The 22335-nt window shown below is 66.7% G+C and carries 23 protein-coding genes; 11 read left to right on the top strand and 12 right to left on the bottom strand.

Annotated elements, in window-relative coordinates:
* The first annotated feature begins 38 nt into the window (after window positions 1-38).
* Window positions 39-1376, top strand: coding sequence for a type I glutamate--ammonia ligase (glnA, locus tag ACWEWT_RS25185; protein WP_452562493.1), 1338 nt, complete (start codon window positions 39-41; stop codon window positions 1374-1376).
* 311 nt (window positions 1377-1687) lie between these two features.
* Window positions 1688-4699: a bifunctional [glutamine synthetase] adenylyltransferase/[glutamine synthetase]-adenylyl-L-tyrosine phosphorylase gene (locus tag ACWEWT_RS25180; protein WP_452562492.1), complete on the top strand. Its 3012-nt coding sequence runs from the start codon at window positions 1688-1690 to the stop codon at window positions 4697-4699.
* 43 nt (window positions 4700-4742) lie between these two features.
* Here the strand turns inward: ACWEWT_RS25180 and ACWEWT_RS25175 are convergent, their stop codons facing one another.
* Complete coding sequence (locus ACWEWT_RS25175; protein ID WP_452562490.1) at window positions 4743-5021, bottom strand: HPr family phosphocarrier protein; 279 nt, start codon at window positions 5019-5021, stop codon at window positions 4743-4745.
* A gap of 219 nt (window positions 5022-5240) precedes the next feature.
* Here ACWEWT_RS25175 and ACWEWT_RS25170 point away from each other — a divergent pair, with 219 nt between their 5' ends.
* The gene (locus ACWEWT_RS25170; RefSeq protein ID WP_452562489.1) at window positions 5241-6686 is read left to right on the top strand and encodes a metallopeptidase; all 1446 of its coding nucleotides are present in this window, start codon (window positions 5241-5243) and stop codon (window positions 6684-6686) included.
* A 46-nt stretch (window positions 6687-6732) separates the two neighbouring features.
* On the opposite strand, the gene ACWEWT_RS25165 is transcribed toward ACWEWT_RS25170, so the two are convergent.
* On the bottom strand, window positions 6733-7593 hold the full coding sequence (locus tag ACWEWT_RS25165) for an alpha/beta hydrolase (protein ID WP_452562488.1): 861 nt from the start codon (window positions 7591-7593) through the stop codon (window positions 6733-6735).
* A 48-nt stretch (window positions 7594-7641) separates the two neighbouring features.
* Window positions 7642-9039, bottom strand: a complete 1398-nt coding sequence (locus tag ACWEWT_RS25160) for a M20/M25/M40 family metallo-hydrolase (RefSeq protein ID WP_452562487.1) — start codon at window positions 9037-9039, stop codon at window positions 7642-7644.
* Between the two features lie 137 nt (window positions 9040-9176).
* On the opposite strand from ACWEWT_RS25160, the gene ACWEWT_RS25155 reads away from it, so the two are divergent.
* A complete protein-coding gene (locus tag ACWEWT_RS25155; RefSeq protein WP_452562485.1) occupies window positions 9177-9911 on the top strand; it encodes a DUF4191 domain-containing protein in 735 nt (244 codons plus the stop codon).
* Between the two features lie 19 nt (window positions 9912-9930).
* Here the strand turns inward: ACWEWT_RS25155 and ACWEWT_RS25150 are convergent, their stop codons facing one another.
* Both ACWEWT_RS25150 and ACWEWT_RS25145 read right to left on the bottom strand, forming a co-directional pair.
* Window positions 9931-10299: a YrdB family protein gene (locus ACWEWT_RS25150; RefSeq protein WP_452562484.1), complete on the bottom strand. Its 369-nt coding sequence runs from the start codon at window positions 10297-10299 to the stop codon at window positions 9931-9933.
* Between the two features lie 36 nt (window positions 10300-10335).
* Entirely contained in the window at window positions 10336-10791 is a 456-nt protein-coding gene (locus ACWEWT_RS25145; RefSeq protein WP_452562482.1) for an RDD family protein, read from the bottom strand.
* A 250-nt stretch (window positions 10792-11041) separates the two neighbouring features.
* On the opposite strand from ACWEWT_RS25145, the gene glnA (ACWEWT_RS25140) reads away from it, so the two are divergent.
* Entirely contained in the window at window positions 11042-12478 is a 1437-nt protein-coding gene (gene glnA / locus ACWEWT_RS25140; protein ID WP_452562481.1) for a type I glutamate--ammonia ligase, read from the top strand.
* A gap of 343 nt (window positions 12479-12821) precedes the next feature.
* On the opposite strand, the gene ACWEWT_RS25135 is transcribed toward glnA (ACWEWT_RS25140), so the two are convergent.
* Both ACWEWT_RS25135 and ACWEWT_RS25130 read right to left on the bottom strand, forming a co-directional pair.
* Window positions 12822-13388 (bottom strand): hypothetical protein, encoded by a 567-nt coding sequence (locus tag ACWEWT_RS25135; protein WP_452562479.1) that lies wholly within the window; start codon window positions 13386-13388, stop codon window positions 12822-12824.
* 134 nt (window positions 13389-13522) lie between these two features.
* Window positions 13523-14212, bottom strand: coding sequence for a DUF981 family protein (locus tag ACWEWT_RS25130; protein WP_452562477.1), 690 nt, complete (start codon window positions 14210-14212; stop codon window positions 13523-13525).
* A gap of 533 nt (window positions 14213-14745) precedes the next feature.
* Between ACWEWT_RS25130 and ACWEWT_RS25125 the strand changes: the two genes are divergently transcribed.
* Window positions 14746-15147: a hypothetical protein gene (locus ACWEWT_RS25125; RefSeq protein ID WP_452562476.1), complete on the top strand. Its 402-nt coding sequence runs from the start codon at window positions 14746-14748 to the stop codon at window positions 15145-15147.
* A 15-nt stretch (window positions 15148-15162) separates the two neighbouring features.
* Here the strand turns inward: ACWEWT_RS25125 and ACWEWT_RS25120 are convergent, their stop codons facing one another.
* Both ACWEWT_RS25120 and ACWEWT_RS25115 read right to left on the bottom strand, forming a co-directional pair.
* Window positions 15163-15486 (bottom strand): TerD family protein, encoded by a 324-nt coding sequence (locus ACWEWT_RS25120; protein WP_452562475.1) that lies wholly within the window; start codon window positions 15484-15486, stop codon window positions 15163-15165.
* Window positions 15487-15594: 108 nt separating this feature from the next.
* Entirely contained in the window at window positions 15595-15984 is a 390-nt protein-coding gene (locus ACWEWT_RS25115; protein ID WP_452562473.1) for a hypothetical protein, read from the bottom strand.
* A gap of 292 nt (window positions 15985-16276) precedes the next feature.
* Here ACWEWT_RS25115 and ACWEWT_RS25110 point away from each other — a divergent pair, with 292 nt between their 5' ends.
* Window positions 16277-16495, top strand: a complete 219-nt coding sequence (locus ACWEWT_RS25110; protein WP_452562472.1) for a DUF4287 domain-containing protein — start codon at window positions 16277-16279, stop codon at window positions 16493-16495.
* A 120-nt stretch (window positions 16496-16615) separates the two neighbouring features.
* Here the strand turns inward: ACWEWT_RS25110 and ACWEWT_RS25105 are convergent, their stop codons facing one another.
* Complete coding sequence (locus ACWEWT_RS25105) at window positions 16616-16906, bottom strand: hypothetical protein (protein WP_452562470.1); 291 nt, start codon at window positions 16904-16906, stop codon at window positions 16616-16618.
* Between the two features lie 186 nt (window positions 16907-17092).
* Between ACWEWT_RS25105 and ACWEWT_RS25100 the strand changes: the two genes are divergently transcribed.
* A complete protein-coding gene (locus ACWEWT_RS25100) occupies window positions 17093-18862 on the top strand; it encodes an oleate hydratase (RefSeq protein ID WP_452562469.1) in 1770 nt (589 codons plus the stop codon).
* 18 nt (window positions 18863-18880) lie between these two features.
* On the opposite strand, the gene ACWEWT_RS25095 is transcribed toward ACWEWT_RS25100, so the two are convergent.
* Window positions 18881-20005, bottom strand: a complete 1125-nt coding sequence (locus ACWEWT_RS25095) for a CHAP domain-containing protein (RefSeq protein WP_452562467.1) — start codon at window positions 20003-20005, stop codon at window positions 18881-18883.
* Window positions 20006-20273: 268 nt separating this feature from the next.
* Here ACWEWT_RS25095 and ACWEWT_RS25090 point away from each other — a divergent pair, with 268 nt between their 5' ends.
* Window positions 20274-20705 (top strand): VOC family protein, encoded by a 432-nt coding sequence (locus tag ACWEWT_RS25090; RefSeq protein ID WP_452562465.1) that lies wholly within the window; start codon window positions 20274-20276, stop codon window positions 20703-20705.
* A 143-nt stretch (window positions 20706-20848) separates the two neighbouring features.
* On the top strand, window positions 20849-21157 hold the full coding sequence (locus ACWEWT_RS25085) for a hypothetical protein (protein WP_452562463.1): 309 nt from the start codon (window positions 20849-20851) through the stop codon (window positions 21155-21157).
* An 87-nt stretch (window positions 21158-21244) separates the two neighbouring features.
* Here ACWEWT_RS25085 and ACWEWT_RS25080 read toward each other — a convergent pair whose 3' ends face one another.
* Entirely contained in the window at window positions 21245-21436 is a 192-nt protein-coding gene (locus ACWEWT_RS25080; protein WP_452562462.1) for a helix-hairpin-helix domain-containing protein, read from the bottom strand.
* Between the two features lie 71 nt (window positions 21437-21507).
* Here ACWEWT_RS25080 and ACWEWT_RS25075 point away from each other — a divergent pair, with 71 nt between their 5' ends.
* Window positions 21508-22332, top strand: coding sequence for a cyclase family protein (locus tag ACWEWT_RS25075; RefSeq protein ID WP_452562461.1), 825 nt, complete (start codon window positions 21508-21510; stop codon window positions 22330-22332).
* Window positions 22333-22335 lie beyond the last annotated feature (3 nt).

Raw genomic sequence — 22335 nt, 5'->3', positions numbered from 1 at the left:
TAACACGGATTTAACGCCAGGTGCCTACTCTCGCGGTCATGGATCGCCAGAAGGAATTCGTGCTGCGGACGCTCGAAGAGCGGGATATCCGCTTCGTACGTCTCTGGTTCACCGACGTACTCGGCTATCTGAAGTCCGTCGCCATCGCGCCCGCCGAACTCGAGGGAGCCTTCGAAGAGGGCATCGGGTTCGACGGATCCGCCATCGAAGGGTTCGCCCGGATCTCCGAGGCCGATATGGTGGCCCGGCCCGATCCGTCGACTTTCCAGGTGCTGCCCTGGGCCTCCAGCAAGGGCCACCAGCATTCCGCCCGGATGTTCTGCGATATCACCATGCCCGACGGTTCACCGTCCTGGGCCGACCCGCGCCACGTGCTGCGGCGTCAGCTCAACAAGGCCGGGGATGTCGGTTTCAGCTGCTACGTACATCCGGAGATCGAGTTCTTCCTGCTGAAGAACCAGCCGGACGGCGTGGACCCGGTACCGGCGGATACCGGCGGCTTCTTCGACCAGGCGGTGCACGATTCCGCGCCGAACTTCCGGCGGCACGCCATCGACGCCCTCGAATCCATGGGTATCTCGGTGGAGTTCAGCCATCACGAGGGCGCACCCGGTCAGCAGGAGATCGACCTGCGCTATGCCGACGCGCTGTCGATGGCCGACAACGTGATGACCTTCCGCTACCTGATCAAGGAAGTCGCGATCGACGAGGGCGTGCGCGCCACGTTCATGCCGAAACCGTTCGCCCAGTACCCGGGCTCGGCCATGCATACGCATATGAGCCTGTTCGAAGGCGAGGCGAACGCGTTCTCCGACCCCGACGATCCGGACAACCTCTCCACGACGGCCCGGGCCTTCATCGCCGGGATCCTCGAACACGCGCACGAGATCAGTGCCATCACCAACCAGTGGGTGAACTCCTACAAGCGGCTCATCCACGGCGGTGAGGCGCCGACCGCGGCGTCGTGGGGCCGGTCCAACCGGTCGGCGCTGGTCCGGGTGCCCATGTACACGCCGAACAAATCGTCGTCGCGGCGCGTCGAGATCCGCAGCCCCGATTCCGCCTGCAACCCCTACCTGAGCTTCGCGGTCCTGCTGGCCGCCGGTCTGCGCGGTGTCGAGAAGGGTTACACGCTGCCGCCGGAGGCCGAGGACGACGTCTGGTCGCTCACCGCCGCGGAACGGCGGGCCATGGGGTTCAAGGAACTGCCCGGCACCCTGGACGAGGCACTGCACGCCATGGAGCGGTCCGAACTGGTCGCCGAAACACTCGGTGAGCACGTATTCGACTTCTTCCTGCGCAACAAGCGCCGGGAGTGGGCGGATTACCGGGCCCAGGTCACCCCGTTCGAACTGCGCGAATACCTGGGTCTCTGACCTTCGTACCCGCCGGGGCGTGGCCATCCGCTCACGGTCCGCAACGCCCCGGCGGACGCGTCCGCCCGAACCGTCTGCCCCACCCGGGCACTCGCGTCGCCGAGTGGCTCGGGCTGTTCGGGGTTCCGTGCCGACGACGTTCGTTGCTCGCGGCGCCGTGAGGTCGGTGCGAGCGTCGGTGTGCCCATTGTCGGCGGGCCCGCTGCCCGCGTCGTCCTCGGTCTGTGCCCGCGCTCGGGATCATCGCACCGGACCTCGCGCGGCCGAGGGGTCCGGCACACACGCGGCCGTGTGATGGGTACCTTGAGCTCATGGTCCGCCCACCGTCCGCCCGGTCCGCCGTCCCCGGTGTCGGCCGCCTCGGATTGCTCGAGCCGACGGCCGCCGCCTCGCTGAAAACCCTCGGCTGGGACAATGTAGAGAGTATTCCGGTGCTGTGGTCGCTGTCGCGGTCGCCGGATGCCGATCTCGCGCTGAACACTCTGATCAGATTGTCCGAGGCGCTCGGAAACGACTGGGCCGAGCTGGATTCGGCGATCCGCGCCGAAACGATGCTGCGCGGTCGGCTGTTCGCGCTGCTGGGTTCCTCGACCGCGCTCGGTGATCATCTGGTGGCCGATCCCGGGGCCTGGACACTGCTGCGCCGCGCGGAGCTGCCCGATCGCGAGGAACTTATCGCCGATCTGCTCGCGGTGGTGTCCGCCGAACCGGAATCCGGGCCGAATGCCGCGCCGATGTTGTTCCGGGCGGGTGAATCCGGGCCCGAGGTGGTCGCGCTGCTGCGCAAACGGTATCGCGATCAGTTGATGCTGCTGGCCGCCGTGGATCTCGCCGCGACCGTCGAGGACGAGCCGGTGATCCCGTACGAGCAGATCGGGCGCCAGCTCACCGCACTGGCCGATGCCGCGCTCACCACCGCGCTGGCGGTGGCGGTGGCGCGGGTGTGCCGCGACGAGCCGTGCCCGGTGCGGCTGGCGGTGATCGCCATGGGCAAGAGCGGGGCGTGTGAGCTCAACTATGTCAGCGATGTCGATATCGTGTTCGTCGCCGAACCCGCCGACGCGATCGCCACCCGGTTGGCCGCCGAACTGATGACGGTCGGTTCCTCGGCCTTCTTCGATGTGGACGCGGCCCTGCGACCGGAGGGTAAGGCCGGCGCGCTGGTCCGCACGCTCGATTCCCATCTGGCCTACTACCAGCGCTGGGCCCGGACCTGGGAGTTCCAGGCCCTGCTCAAGGCCCGGCCGATGACCGGTGATCTGGTCTTGGGCGAGCAGTACCGGTCGGCGACCGACGAGCTGGTGTGGACCGCTTCCGAACGCCCGGATTTCGTACCCGATGTGCAGGCGATGCGCCGCCGGGTGGAGGATCTGGTGCCCGCCGAACTGCGCGATCGCGAACTCAAACTCGGTAGCGGCAGTCTGCGCGATGTGGAGTTCGCGGTTCAGCTGCTGCAGCTCGTGCACGGCCGGGTCGATCCGAAGCTGCACGTCCAGGGCACCGTGGAAGCGCTCGCGGCACTCACCGCGCGCGGATACGTGGGCCGCGAGGACGCCGCCAATCTCACAGCCTCCTACGAGTTCCTGCGGCTGCTCGAGCATCGGCTGCAGTTGCAGCGGCTCAAGCGGACCCATACGTTGCCCGCCCCCGACGACGAAGAGGGGATGCGCTGGCTGGCCCGGGCCGCGCATATCCGCCCGGACGGTAAGCGGGACGCCGCGGGCGTACTCCAGGTCGAGCTGCGCCGCCAGACCGGCCGTATCCGCCGGTTGCACACCAAACTCTTCTACCGTCCACTGCTGGAATCGGTGGCCCGGCTGGACTCCGATGCGCTTCGGCTGAGTCCCGATGCCGCCGTCCGCCAGCTCGCCGCCCTCGGTTACGCCTCGCCCGAACACGCGCTGGGACATCTGCGCGCGCTCACCAGTGGTGTCTCGCGTAAGGGCCGGATCCAGGCAGTACTGCTGCCGACCCTGCTGGAATGGCTGGGCGAGACCCCCGACCCCGACGCGGGTCTGCTGGCCTACCGCCGGGTCTCGGAAGGGCTGGTGGACCAGGACTGGTATCTGCGGGTGCTGCGCGACGAAGGCGCGGTGGGGCAGCGGCTCATGATGGTGCTGGGTTCCTCGGCGTATCTGCCGGACCTGCTGATCAACGCTCCCGAGACCATCCGCATGTACGCCGACGGTCCGCACGGCCCGCTGCTGCTGCGCACTCAGCCGGTCGAGGTGGCGGGCGGAATTCTCACCGCCGCCGACCGATACACCGATCCCAGGCGTGCGGTGGCGACCGCCCGGTCGCTGCGCCGGCACGAACTCGCCCGGGTGGCGTCGGCCGATCTGCTGGGCCTGCTCGATGTACCGCAGGTCTGCGCGGCTCTCTCCGCGGTATGGGTCGCGGTACTCGAGGCCTCGCTGCGCGCGGTCATCCGGGCCAGTGTGGCCGAACGCGGCGCACCCGCCCCCGCGGATTTCGCGGTGATCGGGATGGGCCGGCTGGGCGGTATGGAACTCGGATACGGGTCCGACGCCGATGTGCTGTTCGTCTGCGATCCGCGGCCCGGCGAAGAAGAACACGTCGCCGTGAAATGGGCCAACAGTATCGCCGAGCAGGTGCAGAAACTGCTCGGTGCGCCCAGCACCGATCCGCCGCTGCAGGTGGACGCGGGCCTGCGGCCGGAGGGCCGCAGCGGTCCGCTGGTGCGCACGCTGACCGCGTACGACGCCTACTACCGGCAGTGGGCGCAGCCGTGGGAGGTGCAGGCACTGCTGCGCGCCCATCAGGTGGCCGGTGACCAGAACCTGGGTCTGCGCTTCCTGCACACGATCGACAGCGTGCGCTACCCGTCCGGCGGGGTCTCCGCCGAAGCGGTCCGCGAGATCCGCCGGATCAAGGCCCGCGTCGATTCCGAACGCCTGCCCCGGGGTGCCGATCCCGCGACCCACACCAAACTCGGTCGCGGCGGCCTGGCGGATATCGAATGGACCGTACAGCTCCTGCAGTTGCGGCACGCGCACGAGATTCCCGCCCTGCACAACACGTCGACTCTGGAATCGCTCGACGTCATCGAACAGTCGGAACTATTGGATCCGGTGGATACCGATCTGCTGCGCCGGTCCTGGATCACCGCGACCGCGGCCCGCAACGCGCTGGTACTGGTGCGCGGTAAACCCTCGGACCAATTGCCCGGACCGGGCACGACATTGTCGGCGGTGGCCCGGGTGGCGGGCTGGCCGAACGACGACGGTGGTGAATTCCTGGACAACTATCTGCGGATCACCCGGCGGGCCCGGGCAGTGGTCGAGCGGGTTTTCGGCGGCTGACGGGTGCGATCGTGTGGTGGCGATCGTCATCCGCTGCGGAGAGTCATCCTGACGTCGATGCCCGGAACCGGGTGACCAACTCCTCCAGCGCCCGCCGGTCCTCCAGATCGGCCGGGCGGTAGCCGTCCCGCGCGGTGACCGTCACCCGGGTGCCCCGCTCGATACCCAGTTCGGCCCAGCACCAGGGGAGTACCGGCAGGTTCACCGAGCGGTCGTTGGCGGCGACGGTGATCCGTGAAGTGCAGCCGGGCAGGCAGCCCGCCAGCTCCTCGGCGGCTTCGGCCGTCAGCATGCCGGGGGAGCGGAATTCCTCGATGTACACGGGCCTCCTCTCGGGCTGAGCTGAGGTCAGTGTAGGTCGCGCCGGGATGTTCACGCCGGTGTCGCCGTTTCCTATATCGCAGAGTGAACGGACCGTCCGTACTTCTTCGCTGTACGCCGTTGCCCGCCTTGTGATTCGATTGTTCTCGGTCCGGTGCGGCGGTGGTACGACCCGGGCGGTGCCGGACCCGCGGGTCCGGTTCGGAACGGGGAGGCGGAAATGGCCAGGACACAGTGGTCACGGCTGGTCGTCGCGGCGGCCGCGGCGTTGATGACGGTATCGGCGCTCGCGGCGTGCTCGGCGGCGAATTCGACCCAGCGGGTGCCGGATTCGGAGAACCCGTGGCAGATCACCGGAGCCACGACCAGTACCGGGCCCAATGGGCCCCGGGCGGGCGTGCCCGACAGCGACCGGCAGGCCGAGAACGGTGACGGTGGCGATATGGACCGTCTCGCGCTCAACGCGGTCGCCGATATCGAGGAATTCTGGACGGAGAACTATCCGGCGAGCTTCTCCGGGAAGTTCCGGCCGGTCACCGGACTCGTATCCTGGGACGGCGACGCCGCCGAACGCGATTCGGTCGAGTTCTGCGGAATGAGCACGCACGAACTGGTGAACGCCGCCTACTGCGGCACCGACGAGACCATCGGCTGGGATCGCGGAGTGCTGCTGCCCGAACTGGTCGAGCAGTTCGGCGAGATGGCCGTGGTGATGGTGCTGGCTCACGAGTACGGGCACGCCCTGCAGATACCGGCCGGTATGGCCACCGAGGATTCGCCCGGACTCGTCACCGAACAGCAGGCCGATTGTCTGGCCGGGGTTTTCCTCCGGCATGTGGCCGAGGGCGATTCCCCGCATTTCACCCTCAATACCACCGAGGGCCTCAACGGTGTGCTGGGTGCCACGGTCGCGGTGCGCGATCGCGATCCCGACGATCCGGACAATATGCACGGAAGTGCCTTCGAACGGGTCACCGCGGTACAGATGGGGTACACGAATGGCGCCGGGGCCTGTGCCGAGATCGACGAACAGGAGATCGAGGAGCGCCGGGCCGGCCTCCCGGTGACCTTCGAGGAGCCCGGCGAGGAGTATCTGCAGCTGGAGATCACCGAGGATTCCCTGCGGGATATGGCCGCCGCGCTGGCCGATATCCTGCCGATCGCCGGTTCGCCCGACTACGACTACGACGGGGTGCCCGCACGCTGCTCGGATACCACCCCCACCGCTCCCGTCGCGTACTGCCCGGTCACCGATGTGATCGGCACCGACGTCGACGCCCTGGCCGAGCGGGCGGGCGAGACCGGCTCCGTGGACGAACCCCTGTCGGCGATCGTGACCGGCGATTACAACGCGTTCGTGGTGTTCGTCTCCCGCTACACCCTCGCGTACCAGAACCACAAACAGCTGTCCCTGACCGGTGCCGGCACCGCGGGGCTGCGCACCGCCTGCCTCTCCGGAGCGGTGACCACCGCGCTCAGCCGGGAGAACAGCAATCCGCGCCTGTCGGCGGGCGATCTGGACGAGGCGGTATCGGGTCTGCTGGCCGACGGGCTGGCCGCCGGTGATGTCAACGGCGAGGTGGTCCCCGAGGGTTATCTGCGGCTGGACGCCTTCCGGCTGGGCGTGCTCGACGGGGAGAGCGCTTGCCTGGCCGAGTACGAGTAGACCCGGCGCCCGGATCCGGTAGTGTGCCGTTTCCGGGCGATACCGCTCAGTTCGCGGGGGCCCGGGCGTCCAGCCACGCCACCACGTCGGCCAGCACCTCGTCGCGCTCGGGTTCGTTGAATATCTCGTGATAGAGCCCGTCATAGCGGCGGACCGTGAGATCGGTGGTGCCCGCGTGCTGTTCGATCCGGTCGGTACTCTCCGGGGCGGCGATCGCGTCATCGGTGCCGTGCAGCGCGAGCGTCGGCACCCGCAGGTTCGGCAGCCGGTCCAGCACGGTCCCGGCCGCCGTCAGGATCTCGGTCGCGGTGCGGGCGGGCAGCTTTCCGCGGAACACCAGCGTGTCGTTGTCGTAGGCCGCGACCACTGCCGGGTCCCGGCTGATATGCGACGAATCGAGTTTCAGCACACCGAGGTTCGGTGCCAGCCGAGTGAGTACCGGCGCGAGCAGCCGCTGCGCCGGATTGCCCGCGTCGATGATCAGCGGGGGCGCCGATACCACCACTCCGGCCACGTCCAGCGGTGCGCGGGTGGCCAGGTACAGGGTGATGAGCGCCCCCATGGAATGCCCGATCACGAACGCCGGTATCCCCGGATGTTCGGCGCGCGCCAGGGCGAGCAGCGCCGCGATATTGTCCGCGGCGTTATCGATCGATCCGATATTGGCCCGCGCTCCCGCGGCGGCCGATTCCCCGTGCCCCACATGGTCGAACGCGTACACCGCGAATCCGGCGCCGGCCAGCGCCCGGGCGACGTACTCGTAACGTCCCGAATGCTCGGCCACCCCGTGCACGAGTACGACGAGCCCCCGCGCCGGTGTCGCGGGCACCCACGACCGCCGGCTCAGCCGGTTCCCGGCATGCTCGAACTCCCCGCGCTCCACGCGCACACCCTCGCCACCGTTCACTGATCCTCCCTCGAACTCGATACATACATCCCGCGGAGGCCGTATTGATCAACGGTCCTGTTCCGGCTCGGCGAGCGCGGCGAGCAGGCGCCGGTTGAAGTCGATCAGCCGAGCGTAGTTCACCCGCGACAGGCGCTCGTCGTTTCCGTGTATCCGCTCCAGATCCGCGGCCGTGAGCCGGATGGGGGCGAAATTGCAGCGGGTCGCGGCCAGATCGTCGTAGTGGCGGGCGTCGGTGGCGCCCGGGACGAGGCCGGTGGTCACCGCCGCCCCGGGTACCACCTGCCGGGTGAGGCGCGCGATCAGCTCGAACTGTGGCCCGGGGCCGGTCACCGGCGAGGGTTCCGAGGACATCCCCACCAGTTCGACCCCGACCTGTTCGTCGCGCACGATCCGGCGGCAGTGCGCCAGGACCGAATCGACCGTATCCCCGGGCAGGATCCGGAAGTTGATCAACGCCTCGGCCTGTTGCGGCAGCACATTCGCCTTCACCCCACCACGGATCACCGTCGGCGCCGTGGTGGTGCGCACCAGCGCCTCGGTCTGCGGTGCCGCGGCCATGATCCGGGTGATCACCGGACCGGCCGCCCCCGCGAACCCGAGCAGCAGACGTCTGGTCGCGGGCAGATGCGGACGGAGGCGGGCGAGCATATCGGTCACCACGGGGGTCACCCGTAACGGCATCGGATGGTCCTGGATCCGGCCCACGGCGCGGGCGAGCCGCCCGACCGCGGTCTGCCGTCCCGGCATCGACGAATGCCCACCCGTATCGGTGACCGATAAGCGGACCGTCGCGTACCCCTTCTCGCCGAGCATGATCGTCGCGACCGGGACGGTCACTTCGTCCACGATGCCCTCGGTGACGACCCCGCCCTCGTCCAGCAGCAGATCGGCGTGCACATCCAGCTCCCGTAACCGGGCCGCCATCCTCACAGCGCCGTCGTTGCCGAACACCTCTTCGTCGTGGCCGAACGCCAGATGGATCGTGTGCCGGGGCCGGAGCCCGGCCGCGAGCGCGGATTCGACGGCTTCCAGGACGGCCAGGACCCGGCTCTTGTCGTCGATCGCGCCGCGACCCCAGATGAAATCCTCGTCCACCACACCCGCGAACGGGGGATGGGTCCACGGCGCCGGATCATCGGCGGGCACGACATCCTGATGGGCGAGCAGGATCGCGGCCGTACGCGACGGATCCGCACCCCGCCAGGTGTAGAGCCGGCTGTGGCCGAACAGTTCGAGTTCGAGTTCGGCGTGCACCCGGGGGAAGGAGCGTTCGAGGTGCGCGGCGAGCCGCGTGAACTCGGTATCGGCCGCGGGGTCGCCGGGGCGCGCCTGCGGATCCTCGCGGGATACGGTCGCGCAGCGCAGGGCCGCGGCCAAGCGTTCCGCCGTGGCGTCGTCGACCGGACCGCCGGTCGCCGGGTGGGCCTCGAGGTGGGTGGACATGCCTGCATTCTCCTCGGTCCGGCAACCCCGGGCCCGCACCTCGGGCGGACGCCCGGACCGGGACCGGGTCGCCGGTCGCCGGGGCGGAGTCCGTCCCGTGGCCGGAGCGACACAGGCCGGGCATTATTCTGGGAGTCATGGCAGCAGGCAAGCCCGACAAAGAGGCGAAGGCCGCGGCGAAAGCGGCGCGCAAGGCACAGTCGAAGGAACGTCGTCAGCAGATCTGGCAGGCGTTCCAGATGCAGCGCAAAGAGGACAAACTGCTGCTGCCGCTGATGATCGGCGCGGTGCTGGTCACCACGCTGGTGCTGTTCGGGATCGGCTTCCTCTTCGGTGTGCAGTGGTTCCTGCTGCCCCTGGGCCTGCTGCTCGGTCTGCTGTTCGCCTTCATCATCTTCGGCCGCCGGGTACAGAAGTCCGTCTACGGAAAAGCGGAGGGACAGGCCGGCGCGGCCGCGTGGGTGCTGGACAACCTGCAGGGCAAATGGCGGGTCAGCAACGGGATCGCCGCCACCACCCAGCTCGACGCGGTCCACCGCGTCATCGGGCTGCCCGGGGTGATCTTCGTGGGTGAAGGGTCGCCGCAGCGGCTGCGTTCGCTGCTCGCCCAGGAGAAGAAGCGCACCGCTCGTATCGTCGGCGACACCCCGATCTACGACGTGGTGATCGGCAACGACGAGGGTCAGGTCCCGCTGAAGGAACTCCAGCGTTACCTCACCAAACTCCCGCGCAATATCGATACCAAGCGGATCGATCTGATCGAGGGCCGGCTCAGTGCCCTGAGTTCGCGCGGCGGCCCGGCCATGCCCAAGGGCCCGATGCCGGGCAATGCCAAGATGCGCGGTATGCAACGCACCATCCGCCGCCGCTGACCTGCGCCCGCCGGGTCGCTCAGTGGCGTAGCAGCCAGCGCACCCGGTCGTAGGCGAGTAGGTGGTAGGCCACCAGGACTGCCGCGGACAGCAACGCGAGCCGCGGCAGCCCGGCCCACCAGAGCGCTGCCGCGCCGCCGAACAGGACGGCGAACTCGATCAGCAGTCGTATCACCCCGGGGACCGCGACCGGCGCTTCTCCCGAGCGGCTCGGATCGTCCGGTACCGCGAATACGCCCCACAGTGTCGCGGCGATCACCGGGAGCAGCACCACCAGCAGCCACCGGCCCGGCCCGTCCGTCATTCGCCAGCCCAGCGTCCCCGCCGATGCGAGTGCGACGAGTTCGAGCAGAAAGCGGAGACCGAGCAGAACCGGGTTGAGTGACACCGCGCGAGCGTAACGGGCGGCATTGCGCGCCGGAGGTCAGCGCGAGCGCACCACCGCGGTTCCGGTGGCACGGTCGTGCATTCCGCGCCCGTCCCCGTCGGTGAACAGCGCGGGGATCACGAACACCAGCAGCACCTGGCGTCCGAGTGCCCGCAGGAATCCGACGGGCGCCTCGGCGTCGACCCGGATCACCCGGATGCGCAGGAAATACTGCCCGGGGGTGAACCCGAACAGCGTCACCGCCACCAGCCCGATCCCGAACCAGAGGAGCAGATTCACCGACGACGACGGCAGGCCCTGGGCGATCAGCGCCGAGATCCCGACCGCGATGAACCAGTCGACCAGCATCGCGACCACCCGCCGGGACATGCCCGGCAGTGATCCGGCGCCGTCGCGTGGCAACCCCAGCTCGGCTCCGGCGTAGTCGTCGGCAGCACCCTTACCGGGGGCGACGGGAGGTCCGGAGAGCCAGGAGCCGGTGATACGTGCCATGCTCCCAGGATAAGGCGTACCCCCGAGGTGGGATTTCCGGACATACCCGGCGCAACCGCTGGTCGGCGGCCCGGACGCGGGCCCGGCGCCGAACCCGCTGTTCGTGGCGTGGCCCAAGACACTGCGCCGACACGACGTGTAACACTGGCGAAACACACTCTTGACTGGCGGGAAACACCCTGTCCATAGCGTCGGGTCGCGACGCCCTGCACTCGATACTGGCTGGGAATCTATCCGTAAGGAGAACTAAGTGACGTTCAGCACGGCCGACGAGGTCATCAAGTACATCGCGGACTCGGAAGTCGAATATGTCGACATCCGCTTCAGCGATCTGCCCGGTGTGCAGCAGCACTTCTCCATCCCGGCGAAGGCCTTCACCGCCGACCTCGCCGAGGAAGGCCTCGCCTTCGACGGTTCCTCGGTGCGGGGTTTCCAGTCCATCGACGAGTCGGACATGCTGCTGCTGCCCGACTACAGCACCGCGCAGCTGGACCCGTTCCGTGCGGCGAAGACGCTCAACATGAACTTCTTCGTGCACGACCCGTTCACCCGTGAGTCCTACTCGCGTGACCCGCGCAATATCGCCCGCAAGGCGGAGGAATACCTGCGCTCCACCGGTATCGCCGATACCGCGTACTTCGGTGCCGAGGCCGAGTTCTACATCTTCGACTCGGTCCGCTACGACTCCGGTATGAACGGCGCCTTCTACGAGGTCGAGTCGATCTCCGGTTCCTGGAACACCGGCGCGAAGACCAACCCCGACGGCACCCCGAACCGCGGCTACAAGGTCCGTAACAAGGGCGGCTACTTCCCCGTCGCGCCCTACGACCACTACGTCGACCTGCGCGACAAGATCTCCACCAACCTGCAGAACGCCGGGTTCGAACTCGAGCGCGGCCACCACGAGGTCGGCACCGCCGGTCAGGCCGAGATCAACTACAAGTTCAACACCCTGCTGGCCGCGGCCGACGATCTGCAGCTGTTCAAGTACATCGTCAAGAACACCGCCTGGGCCGAGGGCAAGACCGTCACCTTCATGCCGAAGCCGCTGTTCGGCGACAACGGCTCGGGTATGCACGCGCACCAGTCGCTGTGGAAGGACGGCAAGCCGCTGTTCCACGACGAGGCCGGCTACGGCGGCCTGTCGGACCTGGCCCGGCACTACATCGGCGGCATCCTGCACCACGCGCCGTCGCTGCTGGCGTTCACCAACCCGACGGTGAACTCCTACCACCGCCTGGTCCCGGGCTACGAGGCCCCGATCAACCTGGTGTACTCGCAGCGCAACCGCTCCGCCGCGGTCCGCATCCCGGTCACCGGCAACAACCCGAAGGCCAAGCGCATCGAATTCCGCGCGCCGGACTCCTCGGGTAACCCGTACCTGGCCTTCGCCGCCATGCTGATGGCCGGCCTGGACGGCATCAAGAAGAAGATCGAGCCGCTGGCCCCGGTCGACAAGGACCTCTACGAGCTCCCGCCGGAGGAGGCCAAGAACATCCCGCAGGCCCCCACCAGCCTCGCCTCGGTCATCGACCGTCTCGAGGCCGATCACGAGTACCTCACCGAAGGCAATGTCTTCACCGAGGACCTGATCGAGACCTGGATCGGCATCAAGCGTGACCAGGAGATCGCCCCGGTGAACCTGCGCCCGCACCCGTACGAGTTCGAGCTCTACTTCGACGTGTAAGCCTGACCTGCACGAACAGGGCTGAATAGCCCTTTCGGTACGCAGTGGGTACGCAGTGCTCGGCATCGAGTCCACCCGTTCGGTGATCACAGACGCGATCACTCGGCGGGTGGACTCGTCTGTGTCGGGCCACAGATACCCGTAGGTATCGAGGGTGGTTATCGCGGTCGCGTGATACATGCGCGACTGGGCGACCTCGATGCTCGGGTATATAGTCGGCGACCTACCCACCGGTGTCGTCGCGGACGGTGTCGAGCACTTCCAGTAGATAGTCGGCGATCGGCGAGTGCACGGTGTCCACCTTTCCGGGAAGTGCTGGTCACGGCGCTTCGGAGTCGGGAGATCAGCCGGCGAAAGCGACCACGATGGCCGCGATCCCGAGAGGGATATCCAGCACCATGCAGAATTCCGTGAACGATCTGGGGACCACGTCCCTGCGGCGCCGATGGCGGTAGTCCCACAGCGCGTGGGTCGTCAGCGCGATACCGGCAAGGGCGGAGCCCAAGCGTGGTGACACCAGAACGGCAACCACCGCTATCCCGCCGTATCCGGCCATGGCGAGACTCTGGGCGGCGAGCACCGGCGCCGGAACTCGACGGAGTAGACCGATGACGAGCAGGAGAGCCGCGAAGCCGGTAAGTCCTGTCCACCATCGGATTCCGGCCGCCTCGCTCAGTACGACCACCACCGAGCCGATCAGCACTGCCGCCCACGCTGTCCATGGTCGGCCGAATGCCGCGCCGACCAGGTAACAGCAGGCCGCGGCGGCGACCGTGATGGCTACGGCCTCGGCGGCGATCCCGGTCATGATCTGGAATGTGGCGACAGAGAGCCCCAGCACGATGGGCCAGTACCGCAGTACCGAACGGTGGACGGGAGCAGGTTCTGTCCGGATGCGTGTGTCACTCACGGCACTCGCCTTCTCGGGATGGCCATGAGAATATCCTGTGGACGACAGGAGCAGGGAGCATTCGAGTAGGCGTTCGCACCGCTTCCGGCCCGGCCGACCGGGAGTGCCATCGATCGCAAAGCCCGGTCGGGATACTAGGAGCGGAAATTGAAATCCATTCCGATATGGGTGTAGTAGACAAGGACCGCTGTGGCGAGCCAGCCTGCGCCGGAGACGAACAAGGTGATCCCACTGACCGCCATAACCGGCCGATTCCGGGTGTAGAAGACCAGGGGGACCAGCAGGCAGGCCACCGCCGGTACTGCGTACAACAGGCAGAGAGCCACGCTGAGAAAATCTTTCATCGGGCCCGTGCCGAAAAACGGTTCCTGCTGCGGAGCTGTCGCGAAAACATCGTATCGGAAAGCGGCAATCGTACAGGCCGAGAGCACCAGGCCCATGGCGAACACGATCCACACGACCGGCCGCAGAAGGCCGAGCAGGTAGGAGCCGAATTCATTGTCGCCGTGCTTCTTTCGGCGCAGTTCCAGAAGGGCCTTCCCGTTACGCCCAAGGAAGACCGCGGCGGCTGTCAACAGCACCCCGAACAGCAGGAGCGGCTCTCCGAACATGAAGTTCTTGAAGCGCTCCGGCGACTGCAGCGGCCAGGTGAGGGTCATATGACCGCCGAGTACTGTCAGGATTCCGCCGAGGGCGGCGAACGAAAACGCCCAACCATCCAAGGTCGGTAGATCCTCTTGCCGGTACAGGTGATATCCCAACGTGGAGAGCAGAATCATGCCGAGACCGGCCGCAACACCCATGAGGGTTGTATATGTGATCATCACCGCTCCTGAACCCGATCAGCGCTCGAACAGCTGCTCGGAGTCGGCCAATCGTAGGATCAGCCTTCTGCACTGTCAATTGCTTCGCGGTAGCTCGTCGGTTCATGCGATAGCGGTATCGAGTAGGTGGCGTAATCGGCGATGTCGGTAAGTGGCCGTACCGATCGTATGAACGGGGTTGCACGTGACTTACCGGCACCTGATGGGTTCGGCGTCGGCGCCCGGGGCCGATAGAGGCGCGCCCGGCGCGGAGGACTCAGAGTACCGCCGGACGCCGATCCTGTGAAACGCCTGGGCCGAGACGGATTACCACGCGTTGTTCGACGACGACTGAGCACACGCTGTGCCATCTATCGTGAGGGCGGGGCGTCGGCCACCCGCGTTCACTCCGCGGCGCGGGCCCGAATACTGCACCGACCGCCCACCGCTCGAAGTAACATTCCCACGCGGTTGCGCGCCACCCGGAACCGGTTGCCGACGATCGTTTCGAACCACAGCAGGCGCGGACCGAACAGGACGGACTGGGACCAGACATGTTCAACCACATTCCGATGGCCGGGAGCCTTACCGGCCTGGCGCTTCTATTCGCACTCGGGTTTCCGGCCGGACCAGCACACGCCGACCCCTTCCCGCCGGGAGTCAGCTGCTCCGGCACAACCTGCAGAAACGAGACCGATCAGCATTACCTCGTCGAATCGTGGCAGGAATGCAAGGTCGTCGGTGGGTACTTCAGGTCGACGATCCCCTTCAACGTGATGCTGAAACCGCATGAGACCGTGCGGGTCACGGGCGTGGATTGCACTCCTTTGATCTATGAGGACCCCCATTTTCCCGATCGTTATCACCAGCTTCCCCGGGAACCGGTCGGCATCACCTACGACAAGGCTGTGACCTACGACCCGAATGCCAAACCCCGCACCGGATCGGCCTTCTGACCCGGTCAGCCCTCATCAGCCGTTATCCCCTTGTGAGTCAGGTGTTCGGAGTCGTTGGCACGCCCCGGCGGCGGGACCGGCGCAGCGAGGTTCGACGAGACATTCGGTCTCGACAATGCCTTCGGACAGCGCGGCGCACGCAGCAGAGATGCCTTCGTCAACGGTCATATCCGTGCGGGCCGCCGAAGCTTCGGTGAGCGACACCGCTCCAGAGGGATGGCGGGGTGCGTTATAGAACACGAAGTCATCGTCGACGCGGATTTTGCCCGCCTGGGTGATGACCAGGAGGGCCTGCGGATCCACAGTCCGTTCCGCGGACCAGGTGAGCGTTACAGCCATCGCCGATGTGAGAATGGGGGTGTGGGGTCACAGCTACCTGTATCCGTCGAGAACGGCAGCGGCCGTGACACTCCTCGGCGAGTCTCGGGAGTGGACGGAAGTGTCGGCCTATTCCACGGATCCGGTGCGCTTGCGGATGCGTTCGATACGAAGCCGGGTGCTCTCCGGATCCGCCGAGCCCCTTTCGACCCGGCGTTCCAGCTTGCGGGCGACGACCTGGCCCAGCGGGGCGTCCCGCCATTTGCGCCATCGCTTCGTCATCCACATCGATTTCTTCACCCGGAGGCCGACTTCGGCGTCTTCGGCGGCTTCCGGTGATACCGGTCCGGTGGCCGAGGCCAGGGTCCGACGTTCGCGGTGGCGGTCCGCGCGGTTCGGTAGTTGCTTGTTGCGTCGAATGTTCTTCCGGGAGCTCTTATCGTTCTCGCCGTAGTCGTTCCGGCGATCCCGGACATAACTGATGGCCTTCTTCTCCTGCGGACTCCGTCGTGTCCCCATCGGCAGGTGCCTCCCCGATCGTTCGACGGACGCAACGTAAGTGCCGAGCCGCCTCGGCGCAACTGATTTCATCGTCCACTGCTCGCGCATCGGGTCTATCGGAGTTTCTTCCGTACTCGCGACCGCGAGGGGCCGATGACCGACGTTGTCGTGGCCGCGTTGTTTCCGGTCGAATCGGGTCCGGCAGTAACGGGCCGTGAGTGACGCGCGACACATGAACGGAACAGGCGATGAGAACTCGGCCGGCGTCCCGTCCCACCTACGGAGTTCGTAACCAGCAAGGAGATCGAAGATGGCGACCACCCCGAAGGGCCCCGCGTCCTACTTCCCGTCGATCGAGGCGAAATATGGGCGCAGTATCGAGGAGTGGAAGACCGTCCTGCGTAATTCCGGGTCGTCGGCGCACAAGGATCTCGTCGAGTTGCTGAAGACCGAGTACGGTTTCGGACACGGACACGCCAATGCCCTTGTCCAGCACCACCTTCACCCCGAGAAGTGGGCCGCTGCCTGACGGGTTCGTCCTGATCCGGCGGAAGCATCGGCGCGCACGAGGGGTGCTGCGGACTGTCCCGCATCGTTGTGGATGCTTCCGCGGGATCGGACCCGGGTCCCGGCTACGGCCGGAACGCGTTCACGACTCCGGCGGAAGTATCGGCGGGGAGAAGACCTCTTCCAGTGGGATCGGCCCCGTGTAGCGGCGGCAGTTGCAGCCGACCCATTCGCGGAGGCCGTGAATACCTCTACGGGAGAGTTCGGCGTGACATTTTCCGGTTTCGCGGTCGTGCAGCGCCAGGTCGTGCGTGCAACCGCAGCGGGCGGTGGTCTTCGCCCCCGAACCGCCGCGCCGCCGTGACCCGAATCGGCCGCCTACCCAGCCGATTGCGATAAGACCGGCGCCGATCGCGAGGCTCAGTGGATCCATGAACGAAGTATACGTATACGCATAGAATGCGGCAGGGTGGAACGGGCCGTGACCCGGGGAGAGCGGATTGGTCTCGCTGCCGTCTCGATCGAATCAACACGAATGCGCTGGTGGATCGCTGGGCATAGCGTGTGCTGCGGGACCACGCCCGGCCGCGAGCACGAACCGACCCCAGGGAGTGCGATCGTGTTTTACAGCAGTGGTAACTACGAGGCATTCGCCCGTCCCCGTAAGCCCGCGGGAGTGGACGGCAAAACGGCATGGCTGGTGGGGGCCGGTCTGGCGTCCATGTCGGCGGCCGCTTTCCTCATCCGTGACGGGCAGATGCCGGGGGAGCGGATCACGATTCTGGAGAGGTTGAAGCTGCCGGGCGGGGCCCTGGACGGGATCAAGGAACCGGAGCGCGGGTTCGTGATCCGGGGTGGGCGTGAGATGGAGAATCATTTCGAATGCCTGTGGGACCTGTTCCGGTCGATTCCCTCGATCGAGATCGACGGTGCCAGCGTGCTCGACGAATTCTATTGGCTGAACAAGGACGACCCGAACTACTCGTTACAGCGCGCCACCCGGAACCGCGGTGAGGACGCGCACACCGACGGGCTCTTCACGTTGAACGAGAAGGCGCAGAAGGACATCGTGAAGGTGTTCCTGGCGACCCGGGAGGAGATGGAGGGCAAACGGATCGACGAGGTGTTCGGTCCGGAGTTCCTGGGTAGCAACTTCTGGCTCTACTGGCGCACCATGTTCGCGTTCGAGGAATGGCACAGTGCCCTGGAGATGAAGCTGTATCTGCACCGGTTCATCCACCATATCGGCGGTCTGCCGGATTTCTCCGCGCTGAAGTTCACCAAGTACAACCAGTACGAATCGCTCGTGTTGCCGCTCTACCGGTGGCTGCTGGACCACGGGGTGGACTTCCGGTTCGACACCGAGGTGACCGATATCGATTTCCAGCTCGACGCGGATCGGAAACAGGCGACCCGGATCCGCTGGATGTCCGAGGGAACGCCCGGCGGTGTCGAATTGGGTGCCGACGATCTGGTGCTGGCCACAATCGGCTCGCTGACCGAGAACTCGAACAACGGCGACCAGCACACCCCGGCGAAACTCGACGAGGGCCCGGCCCCGGCGTGGGAGCTGTGGCGGCGGATCGCGGCCAAGGACACGGCGTTCGGCCACCCGGATGTCTTCGGCGGCCATATTCCGGAGACGAAATGGGAATCGGCGACGGTCACCACGCTCGACGCCCGGATCCCCGAGCACATCCGGCGGATCTGCAAACGGGATCCGTTCAGCGGCAAGGTGGTCACCGGCGGCATCGTCACGGTGCGCGATTCCAGTTGGCTGATGAGCTGGACGGTGAACCGGCAGCCGCATTTCAAGCAGCAGCCCGCCGATCAGATCGTCGTCTGGGTGTATTCGCTGTTCGTCGACACTCCCGGCGATTACGTCGGCAAATCGATGCAGGAGTGCACAGGTGAGGAGATCACCCAGGAATGGCTGTACCACCTGGGTGTGCCCGAGAGCGAGATTCCCGAACTCGCGGCGCGTGGCGCGAAATGCGTTCCGGTGATGATGCCGTATGTCACCTCGTTCTTCATGCCCCGGCACGCGGGCGACCGCCCGGATGTGGTCCCGGACAAGGCTGTGAACTTCGCCTTCATCGGTCAGTTCGCGGAAACCTCACGGGACTGCATCTTCACCACCGAATATTCGGTGCGCACCGGAATGGAGGCGGCCTACCGGCTGCTCGATATCGAGCGCGGAGTGCCCGAGGTGTTCGGATCCACCTACGATGTGCGCGCACTACTGGCCGCGACCACCCGCTTGCGCGACGGCGAGGCGGTGGACATCCCGGGTCCGGAGTTCCTGCGCGACTACTTCCTGCGCAAAATGGAGTCGACCGAAATCGGTGAACTGCTGGAGGAATTCGGACTCGTCACGAAGAAACGCTGAGGTGCTGTCCGGGCGCCGCTAGCTTCGTACATCCGAGCCGGTGGGTGGTGGTTTGATGACACCGACGATATCGCCTGAGTTCATCCCGTACTTCAGGCGTTGGACCCGGTCGCTGGAATTGCCTTCGATGGTATGGATCGTTCCGCCGTTCACGGATTCCACGATTCCGATGTGGTCGGGAGTGCCGTCGCCTTCCCAGTCGAACACGATCAGATCACCCGGCTGGGCCTCGGAGGTGTTGGGTCTCTGCAGGCCCATGGCGCCTGCGTCGTTCCAGACAGACGGAACATAGTCGTAGTCGGTCCAGCTGACGTCGTAACCCGCTTCCTTCCATACCCAACTCGTGAACGCCGCGCACCAGGCGCTGTTGTTGTTGTAGGGCTTGTTGGCGAACGCCGCGTCGACTTCCCTGGTCCCGACTTCTGCGTTGGCCACGGCGAGAGCCTTGCCGACCGGGTCGTCCGGATCGGTCACCCGGTAGCTGGCGTCGCTGACCGAGGGCGGCCGATAGGCGTTGCCCGCCGAGGGGACGGCACCGGAGGAAAGGCCGTTGGTGCGGTATTGGTGTGGGACGTTCGGCAGCGATCCATCGATCTCGCGAGCCTGGCGGTCGGCATCGTTCGCTGCGGTTTCGACCTCCCAGTGGACCTTGTTGGCGGACTCCAGGAGTGCCTGCAGCAGACCGACCTCCGCGACGGGGGTCAGATGCCAGGCGCCGTCCGGGCTCTGGAACTTGCTGTAGTCGTCCCCGAGTGTTCCCCGCAACTGTTCGACGATTTCCAGGATGTTCTTGTACGTCGTGTTCGAGGTGGTCAACGCGTCGAGCTTGGAACTGTCGATGTTCTTGTTCTTCTGGTCGAGATCCGTCGTCAGGGCGACAACATCCTGTTGTTTGTTGTTGTACTTCTCGACCATGACGGACTCGTTGTCCGGTTTCTCCAGGTCCTCCTCGCCGGGCAGCCCTTTCTTGTCGAGCCACTCGTTGAAATCCGGTGCGCTCCCCGGATCGCCCGAAGCCAGCAGCAATATCGACCGGTTGATGTGCTCCTCGACGGCGTCGATGATGGCGTTCAGGCCCCCGCTGGCACCATCGGGATGGGGCAGAGGATCGATCTCGAGCTTTTCGGCTGTGGTCGGACTCATCGGTTGCTTCTCTCTGCGCCGGCCGTACAGCCACGACAACGGATACCGGGTGTCACATGCTCCGAGCATCCCTTCCCGCCTCGGAGCCGAACACACTGCGTTATAGCATGATTTACGGACATTCCCGGCACCGAGAATTCCGGTCGCACGCCCGCCCGGTGGCTGTGCCCGGCTCGGATTCGAACGGCCGCCGGCGCACCCCGTCGGTGAGTGGGCCGGTCGTACGCGGCACACGGCTCGGTATCGGGCACCCTGAGAAGGAGGCTCCGTGAAGCAGCAGGCACACTTCTTGACGATCGCGACCGCCGATCTCGACGCGGCCCGCCGGTTCTATGTCGACGCACTCGGCTGGGAGCCGCTGCTGGATGTGCCGGACGAGATCATCTTCTTCCAGATCGCCCCCGGCCTGGTGCTGGGGTTCTTCCACGCGGACAAGTTCAACGCCGATATCTCCGACGGTTCCGACCGTGCTCCGGTCTCGGGGCTGACCCTCTCGCACAATGTCGGCAGTCGCGACGAGGTGCGCACGACCGTCGACGCCATGGCCGGTGCGGGCGGCACGGTGCTCAAACAGCCCACGGAAAGCGAGTTCGGCGGGGTGTTCAACGGTCATATCGCCGACCCCAACGGTGTCATCTGGGAAATCGCGTACAACCCCGCGTGGCGGATCGACGCGGACGGTTCCGTCGTATTGGGTTGATCCGGGTCGGCCGGAACACGCTGTCGCACCGAACCCGGCCCGGAACGGTGATCGACTCCGGTCCCTGGCCCGCGCGCCGTAACCTTCCGGAAAGCGCGGCACCGGGCCGGTGCGTACCGGGACGAGGAATCGGAGCTGGACACATGGTGATTCGAGAACGACCGGGACCGGCGGCGGCCGATACCACGCCCGTGTACGGGGAACCGTTCGAGACCGCGGACGGTGCCATCGTCATCACCGTCTCGCGCCGGGGCAGCTTTCCCGGTTCGGCGGTACGACCCGCGGGCATCTTCGTGATCCGGGACGGTGCCGCCAGCTGGGTTCCGGCGGTGGATGTCAACCGGATAGCGCAGCTGGGCGAATGGATCGGGTTGCTCGCCGCGGTGATCGCGGCGCTCGCGGTCCTGCGGCGACCGCCGTGGCCGGACCTCTCCTTCCGGCGCACCTACTGAATCCGTCCGGCGGACCGATTCCACCACCGGAGTTGCGAAATCGGTGAGCGGATCGGCGATACCGGATCGAGTTCCCGATCCCCGACCTCATCCCCGGGCCGCGCGCGCTCGGGCCAGCAGGTCGACCGCTCGTGGTCCGACACCGTGCAGCGGTAGCAACTCCGCGAGCTGTTCGGGGAGATCGGCGAGCGTCCGGTATCCCGCGTCGATCAGCGCGCCGGTCGCCGGGCGGCCGATCCTCACCCCGTCGAAGACGGGGCCACGATCCTCGGTGGTCACGCCGTGAATCTACTCGCCCGCGCGTGGCATACCCGCGGATCGGGCACCGGCTCGCATAAGCTCCCCGCGCAATGTGCACACCACAGATCATCCGAGACCTTCGCGCGGCCGCCGACGATCTGCCCCGTCCCGGTCGGCGCGCACTGCTACGGGCCGCCGGCGCGGCGGTCGCCTTGGGAGTCGCTGTTCCGGCGGTACCCGCGCGCGCCGCGAACGGCGCGGTACTGGACCTGACCCACGCGCTCAGCCCACGAACTCCGACCTGGCCGGGAGTCCCGCCTTTCTCCATGGTTCCGGTCGCCTGGGAGGCGACGGGCGGTTTCGATCAGAACCTACTGGCGTACTGGGAGCACACGGGTACGCATGTGGATGCGCCGACCCACCGCCGCGGTACGGAGTCGACCGATATGCTGGCCGCCCGCGATCTGGTCGCGCCGCTGGTCGTGATCGATATCAGCTCCCGGGCCGGAACCGATGCCGATGCCGCGGTGACCCCGGACGATATCGGCGCCTGGGAGTCCCGGCACGGACGTATTCCGGAGCGGGCGTTCGTGGCGATGTATTCCGGATGGGAGAGCCGCCTGGAGGTGCCGGGCGCTTTCCTGAACCTCGACGGCGAGGGCACCCCGCACGCGCCGGGTTTCGCTCCCGAAACCGCGGAGTTCCTGGTACACGAGCGGGGGATCGTCGGGGCGGGTGTGGACACCCTGAGCCTCGACCGGGCCGCCGATCCGGATGTCGGCGCCCATTCCGCGTTTCTGAACGCCGATCGTTACGGGGTCGAACTACTCGCCAACCTGGCGTCGGCGCCCCCTGCCGGAGCGACCGTCGTCGTGGGTGCGCCGAAACATGTGGGCGGTACCGGTGGACCGTGCCGGGTGCTCGCCCTGACCTGATCG

The organism is Nocardia sp. NPDC003963 (assembly GCF_053605105.1).
The sequence above is the reverse complement of the archived record's forward strand: the minus strand, read 5'-3'. Positions and strand labels throughout refer to the sequence as shown.